Annotated in this window: 10 protein-coding genes; 1 reads left to right on the top strand and 9 read right to left on the bottom strand. The window is 29.2% G+C overall.

Annotated elements, in window-relative coordinates; translation table 11 throughout:
• Window positions 1-327 (top strand): transposase (locus C7U54_RS03035; protein WP_146137614.1); only part of this gene is annotated, 327 nt, incomplete at its 5' end.
• A gap of 193 nt (window positions 328-520) precedes the next feature.
• Here the strand turns inward: C7U54_RS03035 and C7U54_RS03030 are convergent.
• From C7U54_RS03030 to C7U54_RS02990, 9 genes are all read right to left on the bottom strand, one after another.
• Window positions 521-1282 carry an ABC transporter ATP-binding protein gene (locus C7U54_RS03030; RefSeq protein WP_107029262.1) on the bottom strand — a complete coding sequence of 254 codons (762 nt, stop codon included), beginning with the start codon at window positions 1280-1282 and terminating at the stop codon, window positions 521-523.
• Window positions 1272-2246: a FecCD family ABC transporter permease gene (locus C7U54_RS03025; protein WP_107029261.1), complete on the bottom strand. Its 975-nt coding sequence runs from the start codon at window positions 2244-2246 to the stop codon at window positions 1272-1274. The genes C7U54_RS03030 and C7U54_RS03025 overlap by 11 nt, the downstream gene beginning before the upstream one ends.
• Window positions 2233-3123 carry a heme ABC transporter substrate-binding protein IsdE gene (gene isdE, locus C7U54_RS03020; RefSeq protein ID WP_107029260.1) on the bottom strand — a complete coding sequence of 297 codons (891 nt, stop codon included), beginning with the start codon at window positions 3121-3123 and terminating at the stop codon, window positions 2233-2235. The genes C7U54_RS03025 and isdE overlap by 14 nt, the downstream gene beginning before the upstream one ends.
• Window positions 3101-3976, bottom strand: a complete 876-nt coding sequence (locus tag C7U54_RS03015; RefSeq protein WP_193448601.1) for a heme-binding Shp domain-containing protein — start codon at window positions 3974-3976, stop codon at window positions 3101-3103. Before C7U54_RS03015 ends, isdE begins: the two co-directional genes overlap by 23 nt.
• A 30-nt stretch (window positions 3977-4006) precedes the next feature.
• Complete coding sequence (locus C7U54_RS03010) at window positions 4007-5560, bottom strand: NEAT domain-containing protein (protein WP_107029259.1); 1554 nt, start codon at window positions 5558-5560, stop codon at window positions 4007-4009.
• 206 nt (window positions 5561-5766) lie between these two features.
• The gene (locus tag C7U54_RS03005) at window positions 5767-6723 is read right to left on the bottom strand and encodes a ribose-phosphate diphosphokinase (protein ID WP_107029258.1); all 957 of its coding nucleotides are present in this window, start codon (window positions 6721-6723) and stop codon (window positions 5767-5769) included.
• Window positions 6724-6737: 14 nt separating this feature from the next.
• Window positions 6738-8117, bottom strand: coding sequence for a bifunctional UDP-N-acetylglucosamine diphosphorylase/glucosamine-1-phosphate N-acetyltransferase GlmU (gene glmU, locus C7U54_RS03000; protein ID WP_032091132.1), 1380 nt, complete (start codon window positions 8115-8117; stop codon window positions 6738-6740).
• A gap of 108 nt (window positions 8118-8225) precedes the next feature.
• Window positions 8226-9083: a 4-(cytidine 5'-diphospho)-2-C-methyl-D-erythritol kinase gene (gene ispE / locus C7U54_RS02995; RefSeq protein ID WP_107029257.1), complete on the bottom strand. Its 858-nt coding sequence runs from the start codon at window positions 9081-9083 to the stop codon at window positions 8226-8228.
• A 6-nt stretch (window positions 9084-9089) separates the two neighbouring features.
• Window positions 9090-9827 carry a sporulation peptidase YabG gene (locus C7U54_RS02990; protein ID WP_032091131.1) on the bottom strand — a complete coding sequence of 246 codons (738 nt, stop codon included), beginning with the start codon at window positions 9825-9827 and terminating at the stop codon, window positions 9090-9092.
• Window positions 9828-9833 lie beyond the last annotated feature (6 nt).

Raw genomic sequence — 9833 nt, 5'->3', positions numbered from 1 at the left:
AGAAAGGAACTCAATGCAGTAATTAAAAAATTCAAACATACACATGTGGAAGAAAGTATAAGTGTTGCGGTGACGCTTGAACATTGGAAAGAAGAAATACTCAACTCTTTTACATGGATAAATGACAGACGTATATCTAATGGACCATGTGAAGGTAAAAACAATTATGTAAAGAAGATCTTATCCAATGCAAATGGTATGTCCAATTTTCAACGTGCAAGAAACAGAATCCTATATTCTCAAAACAAATATGAAACTTACACAATGAATGAACATACAGACAGAATAAAACGTATAGGAAATCCTAGAGGAACCTACAAAAAATAAAATAAAAATAGAAAACAAATAAAAGGAGGAACACCAGGACCAGACATCATCCTAATTTTCCTCTTAAAAAAGCACTGAATATTTTAGAGGGGATACTGATTTCACATCAATATCCCCCTTAATAATTTAGAGCGAATTTCGCTAAAGCACTCGATTATTTAGAGCGCCCTTAAATCTATAAGTTGATACATTTTTATTGATAATTTAATACAAATAATTCTTCATTATTTTTTATAACATTTAAATCATAATCATAAACTTCTTTTAAAGTCTTTTGATTAATCACTTCATGAGGTTTTCCTTGAAACATCAGTTGTCCATTTTTCATTGCTATAATTTCATCACTATAATGAATTGCTTGATTAATATCATGATGTACCATAATAATAGTGATTTGATATTCTTTGTTTATTTTTCTTAATAAATTAAGTGTCTCTATTTGAGCTTTAATATCTAAATATGTTGTTGGTTCATCTAATAAAAGTATAGGTGTTTTTTGTGCTAAAGCTAAAGCTATCCAAACACGTTGTTGTTGTCCTCCTGATAAGCTATTTAACATTTTATTTTGATGTTCTTTAAGATTTGTGACTTCTATTGCCCAATCTATTATTTGCTTATCTTCTTTTGAAAGAGATTGATGATAATTAAGATAAGGTAATCTTCCATAACCTATGATTGTTCTAACATTTAAATCCCCATATACTTGATTCTTTTGATGTACAACAGCTACTTTTCTAGCAAATTCTTTAATTTTATAATCCCATATATTTTTATTATCTAACTCAATTGATCCTTGTTGTATTTTATAAATACGACTTAATAACATTAAAAGTGTTGATTTACCACTTCCATTAGGTCCAATAATGGTTGTTGTTTTTTGATCTTTAAACTGTATATTTATGTCTTTCATATAAGATTGATGATTATAACTAAAAGATAAATGATTAACTTTCATATAAACTCCTTTTTAACAATAAAATAAATATTGGACCACCTATCATTGACATAATAATTCCTGCACTTATTTCATAAGGAGCCATCAATGTTCTACCTATTGTATCAGCAACTAATAAAATAATAGCTCCACATAAGGCAGTTGTGGGAATAAGATATTTATGTTGATTACCTACACATAAACGTGCTAAATGTGGCACAAGTAAACCTACAAAGCTTAATATTCCAGCAATAGCAACAGATATACTGCATAATAAAACAGCTAATAAAGATAAAATAAAACGATATGTATTTACATTGATTCCTAATGATAATAATGTACGATCTTCTAATCCTAATAAATCACATGCTTGTGTTAAAAAAAGTAAGATTATTAAAATTGGCACAATATAAATCATTAAAAGAAATACGTCATTCCATGAATATAAAGTAATTGTTCCTACTGAAGATGAAATAGAAGCTGACATACTTTCTATAAGAGAAACAATGGCATTCATAGTATAATGAATTGCTACACCAACAAGAATAATTCTTGTTGTATTTAAACCTGATTTCCAAGATAAACTATAAATAATAATAAATGTTACTAAGCCTCCTAGACATGTAATCATTGGTTTAAATACATATAAATCAGGTAAAAAAATACCAACTAAAAGACTCACAATATTTGCCCCTGCACTTATTCCTATTAATCCAGGATCTGCTAAAGGATTTTTAAGAACAACTTGAAATAATAATCCAGATAAAGCTAATGCACACCCTACAAGCATTGTTACAATAACTCTAGGAAAACGTATTTGATAAATACTTGCTACATCTTTGTTATATTCTATAAATAAACCTTTCATTAGTTGTATAAAAGATACTTTAATTGATCCTATATTAATTGCTAGAAAAAAACATATTCCTAAAATAATCATTAAACCTAATATAAATAATAACGGATTCTTTTTAATGATTTTCATATAAAATTCCTTCTAATGTTTCTAATCCTTTTTGATAATTAAAATTAGCACTCATTCCAAAATATTCGTTATTTAGATCATATACTTTATTATTCTTAACAGCATCAAATTGTTGCCAAGTTTGATTATTCGAAAACTCTTGTTGAAAATACTCCATAACTTGTTTTGGCATGGCATGAGATGTTCTTAAAATAAGATCAGGATTTTGTTTTAACATATCTTCTACACTTACATTAACAAAATCTTTCCCATTTCCATCTCCATAAATATTCGTACCACCTGCTAATTTTACTAAATCTCCAACATAACTAGATTCAGTTGCTACAACATAACTTCCTCCTGGAAGACCCATTAAAATAAGTACACGTGGGCTCACATTGTTTTGATATTTTTCTCTAAAAGAAATCATATAATTTGTATAATCATCAATTAATTTTTGTGCTTTTTTTTCTTTATTGAAGAATTTTCCTAATTCTTCAATACTCTTATACATTCCTGATAAACTTCTTAAATTTAAAAAACTTGAACTTATTTTTATTTTTTCATATTTACTTGCTAAATCACCTTCTAATGAATTAGGACTTAAAATAAGATCTGGTTTTAATGTAGAAAGTTTTTCCATATCTGGTGACATTGCATTTCCTAATTGAGTTGCCTTTTTATATTTCTTAGGAACTGAATAACTATCACTTTGAGGAATACCAACAACCTGTTTTGCTGGTACATCTAATTGGTCTAATATTTCAGTTACAGAAACAGATGTAGCAGCAATTGTTACTTCTTCACTTGTTTGGACTTCTTGATTTTGATTAACACATCCAGTTAATAAAGAAATTAAACAAATAAAAATAAAACTATTTTTTGATTTTTTTAACATAAACTACACCTCCTACAACGATCACTCCTAAGACTCCAATAATCCATAAAGAATAATGAGAACTTGCTTTTTGTTCCTTTTTATTTTTCTTTTTTATATTTTTGGTAGTTAATTTTAATTTTGTATCTACTTTTCCTTTTGAATTAATTAAATGATTACTTAATCCTGTCGCATTTTCCATTAATGATTCTTTTGTAATTGTCCCTACTGTAGCTTGTGACGCTTCTGTATTTTCAACAGCTTCTGGAGTTGTTTCCTCTTGTGTTTTTTGTGTTGGTGTTGATGATTGAGTTGTTGTACTTGATTGATTTTCTGTTGATGTTGTTGGTGCTTGGCTTTGTGGAATCATTTGGCTGTTATAAACACCTGTTCCAGATATTGCCGAGGAAATATTTGGTTTAATAAAAAACTGAACATCTCTCCCCATAGGACTTACATACATAATAGGACTAATATAAATATCTAATGAACTTACTTGTATTCTATAATGATTAACTGTATCTCCATTTGCACTACTACTTCCTGTTTTAGTTGCTGATACAGAAGACATAGCACCACTTGATGTCATGACTTTAAAACGTACATTACTAACATTAGAAGCTAATCCAAGTCCTACAGTGATATAATATTTTCCTCCTGTTTGTTCAAGTAATAATTGTCCTTCAACAATATTACCTACCATACTATCACCTAAAGCAATATTTTCTCCACCATCTTCTGTTTTACCTGTAAGAGGATTAACATAACTTGTTGAACGACTTATTAAATAAGCACCATCATTTAAAGCATTTACTGGCGATAAAAATAACAACATCATCAAAGCAATAATATTTATCTGTAATATTCTTTTCATAATTCCTCCATAGAAATAATGAGGCATATTTTATGCCTCATATTTTTTTTGTAAAACAACAAACATAAATAATGAAATCATACCTAATACACTCATCATTGTGATAGGGGCTTGATCTCCTGTTTTTACTGCTTGACTTTCTTGTTGACTATCTTTTGTAGTTTCTGTTTTATTTTCAGTAGCTGTATTACTTGCTTGATTTTGATTATTTTCTTTTGGATCTTCTTTTTTAGTATTTGTTTCTAATTCAGTTTTATCTGAAATATATGTTAATGTACTATAATCAACTTTAATTCTTGCTTCTAAATCCATATTACCCATCATAGCAACATGTGGATTCATCATAACATTGATATATTCATCTTCATGAGGTAATTCAAATGACCATAATGTTGGATTACCTTGTGTATCTTTTTCTATAATTGTAGCACTATGATTTTTATAACCTTCTTGAGCACTTCCAATATAGAATTCTTGTAAACTTGCTTTAATTGTTCCAAATGACATTTCTTTTGTAGAAATATACATTGTTGCTTTTCCATCTTTAACAATAATTTTAGCTTTAGAATCTAAAGCAGCAGCTGCCATAGATGCTTTATCACTTGTTGCATTCCATAATGCAACATCTACACTATATGTACCATCTTGATTAAATCTAGAAGGAATTACTTTTGTTAGATGATCTAAATCTAAAGATAATCTAGCAGTAGCACCTCTATTACTTCCGCCGTAATAGAATTTAACATTTGTAAGTTTTACATTTTGATCTAATTTAAATTGAACCTTTGTTGGATGTCCATTTTCTTCTTCAATAATTGTTGCTTCTTGATATGTTCCATCTTTTAATTGATATTCCATTTTATCAACTGAAGCTGTTTGACCATATATTGTCATTTCTTTTAATTTTAATGTAACAGTCACTTCATTATTGTTAACATTTATTTGTGCTGATTCAATTGCCTTAGCTGCCATTGATTGACCATCACTATTTTCTTTTAAAACATCAACTGGAACATTATATGTACCATCTTCTAAAACATATTCTTTTTGTAATTGTTGAACATTATCTAAATCTAATGTTAATGTTACATTTGTAGGATAATCTTTTCCTCCACCTAAAAAAGTATTCATAAAATCAACTGTAATAGATAATACTGTTGAATTATTTTCATCTAATTGAGGTAAATCAAATAAAATCTTTTCAGGAACTTCTACATCTACTGTTTGTCCACCCATCCCTTGTGTAGACTTTTCAACTTTTGTTGAAAGTGTTGTACCATTAGCAATTGTTAGAACATTTGCATAATATTCTTTCCCTAAATTAATAATCATATTTTGTAAAGTAGCAATTGCTTGCATTTTTCCATCTTCATTTACTGTTACTTCTAATGAATCTCCAAATGCTTTTGCAAAAGCTGTTTGTACTGCTGGAATTGGTGCAGCACTTGTTAAACTTTTGATTGGAACTTGATATGTTCCTGCTTTTGATAAATCATTATTTAATGCATGTACTGAATTAAATGATGTAAGTTGTAAACATAATGCCATCATTAGGGCTAATGTTATTTTTAATAATTTTTTCATGTTGACCTCCCTTTTGTAAGTTAGCTTAAACTAACTAAAGAGAGTTTAGCATTTTTTTCCCATTTTTCAATATTTTATTTTGTTTCAGGTGTGTAACATAAAAGATACTATTTTATGATTATTTGTTGATATAACTACACTTTTATAGATGTTTTACATGTGAAACAAAAAAGCCTTCCATCAAAGGAAGACTTTTATTTTTTATATTATTTTTCGAAATCAAATTCTTGGAAAACATCACTTACTGGTAAATTATTTTCAATACTTTCAATTGTTTTAGCAAGTAATGAAGCTACTGAAACAACTTTTAATTTATCGAATTTCTTTTCTTCAGGTAAGATAATTGTATCAGTTACAACTACTTCTTTAGCTGAACAGTTTTTCAATCTTTCAACAGCAGGTCCTGAGAATACTGGGTGTGTACATGCAACAAATACATTTTTAGCACCTTTTTCAAGTAACATATCAATACCTGCTACAATAGTTCCACCTGTATCGATCATATCATCAATCATGATACAGTTTTTACCTTCAACATCACCTAATACACCCATGATTTCAGCAACGTTAGGTTTTGGTCTTCTTTTATCAATGATAGCTACTGGACAATCTAAAGCAACTGCCATTTTACGAGCACGAGTAGCTCCACCATGATCTGGTGAAACAACACAGATATCATCTAAGTTTTTATTTTTGAAATAATTACAGATTAATGGTAATGCTTGCATATCATCTACAGGAATATTGAAGAATCCTTGGATTTGTGCAGCATGTAAATCAATTGTTACAACACGATTAACACCAGCAGTTGTTAATAAATCAGCAACTAATTTAGATGTAATTGGTTGTCTAGGCTTTGCTTTTCTATCTTGTCTAGCATATCCAAAGTATGGCATGATAGCTGTAATTTCTCCAGCTGATGCTCTTTTTAAGGCATCTGCTAAAACTAAGATTTCCATTAAGTTTTCAGTAACAGGATTAGATGTTGATTGGACAATGAAAACATCTTTTCCACGAACTGATTCATCAATTTCAACTAAGATTTCTCCATCAGCGAAATGGTGAACTTTTGATTTTCCCATTTCACAACCTAAATTATCACAAATATCTTGTGCTAATTCTACTGATGATGATAAAGCAAATACTGTAATTTTGTTTTTCATTTTTTCTTTTACCCCTATTTTCCTATTTTATTTCTTTTTTCTTCTAATACTTTACTATAACCTTCTTTGTTCACTTGTCTACTTCTAGCAATTGCAAAAGCATCTTCATGAACTTCATCTGTAATTGTTGATCCAGCAGCAATAAATGCATTTTTACCAACAGTTACAGGAGCAACTAAATTAGAATTGCAGCCAACGAAAACGTTGTCTTCAATTACTGTTTGGAATTTATTTTTTCCATCATAGTTGCTAGTAATAGTACCGCAGCCAATATTTACGTTTTCACCAACTGTCGCATCTCCAATATAGCTTAAGTGCGCAGCTTTACTTCCTTTACCAAAAGTCGCTTTTTTCATTTCCACAAAGTTACCCATGTGGACATTTTCTAAGATATGACAATGATTTCTAAGTCTTGCATATGGTCCGATATCAACACCGTTTTCAATAATCGAATCAGCAATAACAGAGAATTTAATTTCTACGTTATCTTTGATTTCTACATTATCAAATTCACAATAAGGTCCAATATGACAACCATTACCAATCACTGTTTTTCCCTTAATAATACATCCTGGTTCAATTGTAGTATCATGACCAATAACTACATCTCTACCAATATAAGTATTTGTCATATCTACAATGTTTACACCATCTAATAGATGTTTTTTATTAATACGATATTGTAATTGTTTTGTTGCTTCTTGTAATTCAAACTTATCATTAATTCCACCAACTTCTGATAAGTCATCAATTTTATAACCACCAACATTTAAATTTTGATGATTCATAATTTCAATTACATCTGTAATATAGTATTCATTTTGAGCATTGTTATTTGTTACTGATTCTAATGCTTTAAATAAAGCAGCATTATCAAAGCAATATTCTCCAACATTCATTTCAGAAATATTTCTTTGTTCATCTGTACAATCTTTATACTCAACAATACCTTTGACTTGATCATTTTCTCTAATAATACGACCAAATTTCTTATTTAAGTCACAATCACATGTCATGACTGTTCCTTTCATTTGATGTTCATTATGATATTGAATTAACCCTTGTAATGTTTCTTTAGTAATTAATGGTGCATCACCATTTAAAACAATAGTTGTTCCTTCTTTATCTCCTAAAACATCTTTTGCTTGCATCAATGCATGTCCAGTTCCTAATTGTTCTTTTTGCATTACGAACTCAACACCATCAACAAGTTTCATGACTTCTTCAGCTTTATGTCCAACAATAACATAAATACCATCAACACCTAAACCTTTTAATTCATCAACGATATGACAAACCATAGGTTTATATAAAACTTCATGTACTACTTTAGGCTTGTCGGATTTCATTCTTGTACCTTTTCCGGCAGCCATTACTACTGCGTAAGTTTTCATCGTCACACCCCTCTACGACGTCATTCTAACAAAATATAACTCATAATTAAAGATGAATAAGACAATTTATTGCAAATTCCTACATCTTTTCAAAAAAAGAAAATCTTATCACAGATTTTCTTCCTTGTTTAAAATTTTCGATTTTCTAACAAAAAAATAACGTTTTCTAAAGAATTCATATCCTTTATTCATAATTTCTTGATTTCTAGTAATACCAAATACACATGAACCACTTCCTGACATTAAAGCTCCATCAAAACCTAACTTCATCATTTCTTTTTTGATTTCTTTAATTTGTGGCACCATTTTAATAGAAGGAAGTTCTAATGTATTTTGTAGATTATCAATAACTGCTTGATAATCATTCATTTCAATTCCTTTTTTCATCTTTCTGCAATCTTGATGTTTTACCTTAGATAAATCTAATGAAGTAAATGCTTTTTGAGTTGAAACACCTTTTTTAGGTTTTACAAGTAATAAATAAGCTTCAAAAGGTTCATCAATAAATTGTAATTTTTCACCAACACCTTCAACAAAAGCTGTTTTTTCATAAATACAAAATGGAATATCTGCTCCTACTTCTTTTCCTAAAGCAGCCATTTCTTCATAAGATAAATTTAAATGAAATAATTTATTCATAGCTTTAATAACTGCTGCTCCATCAGCACTTCCACCAGCTAATCCTGCTTGCGTTGGAATATGCTTATAGACAAAGATCTTAACACCTTTTTTTAATCCGTATCTTTCTTGCATCAACTTAGCAACTTTATACATAATATTTCTTTGATTGGTAGGAACGATCTTACTATTTGACTCAATTTCAATTCCTTCATCAATGACATTAATATAAATGAGATCATGTAAAGTAATAGGTGCCATGATCATTTCTAAATCATGATATCCATCTTCTCTTTTTCTTACAACATCTAACGCTAAATTTACTTTTGCATATGCTCTTACTTTCATTTTTCATTACCTCGGATACAAATTTCTGGCAACCCCTCTTGTATCAATTCCACCAACGCCTAATTGTTTAAAAGAGGTTTTCTCTATAACTTTTTCTAAATCAACATACTCTTTAATATTTGTACTTGCGATTTGAGTTGTGATAATAACAGGATCTAACGCATGAATATTTTTTCTTGAAGGACTTGATGCAAAGTTAGCACCACTCGCTACTAGAAGTTCATAGTATGACTGACACGCTCCTGCAAAGATTACTAATGCATCTTTGTCGGGTTGATATTCTCTAGCCTTTTTGATTGCTTCTACAAAATCTAAACTGTGCAAATAATCTTGACTATTTCTTTTATGTCCATTTTTTTTCAAGGCATCATGTCCTGTAATGACTAAAAGATGTGGATTATGTTTTTTTAATAGGTTGGTTATTTTACTAGCAAACTCTTCTTCTTTAAAATAATAACCATATGCTCTAATACCATATTCTTGATATTTTTTCATACACATCTTTAAATAAGAAGGATCTCCATCTAAATGTAAAACACTTCCCTTTAAACATTTTTCTTGTGGTAAATGCACATCTTCTATTACTCTTTTCTCTTGAACAAGCTCTAAATCATCTATTTCACTATCCGCAATAAGACGATACTCTATTCCTCTTAAATAACAAATATTTTCTTGTATATCAATGACTTCAAAAATAATATCTTGATGATATTTTTTTCTACTTACAATATCACCTATCTTCATTCTATC

The sequence above is a fragment of the Faecalibacillus intestinalis genome (assembly GCF_003024685.1).
GTDB lineage: Bacteria > Bacillota_I > Bacilli_A > Erysipelotrichales > Coprobacillaceae > Faecalibacillus > Faecalibacillus intestinalis.
This window is presented reverse-complemented; position numbering and strand designations above follow the sequence as displayed.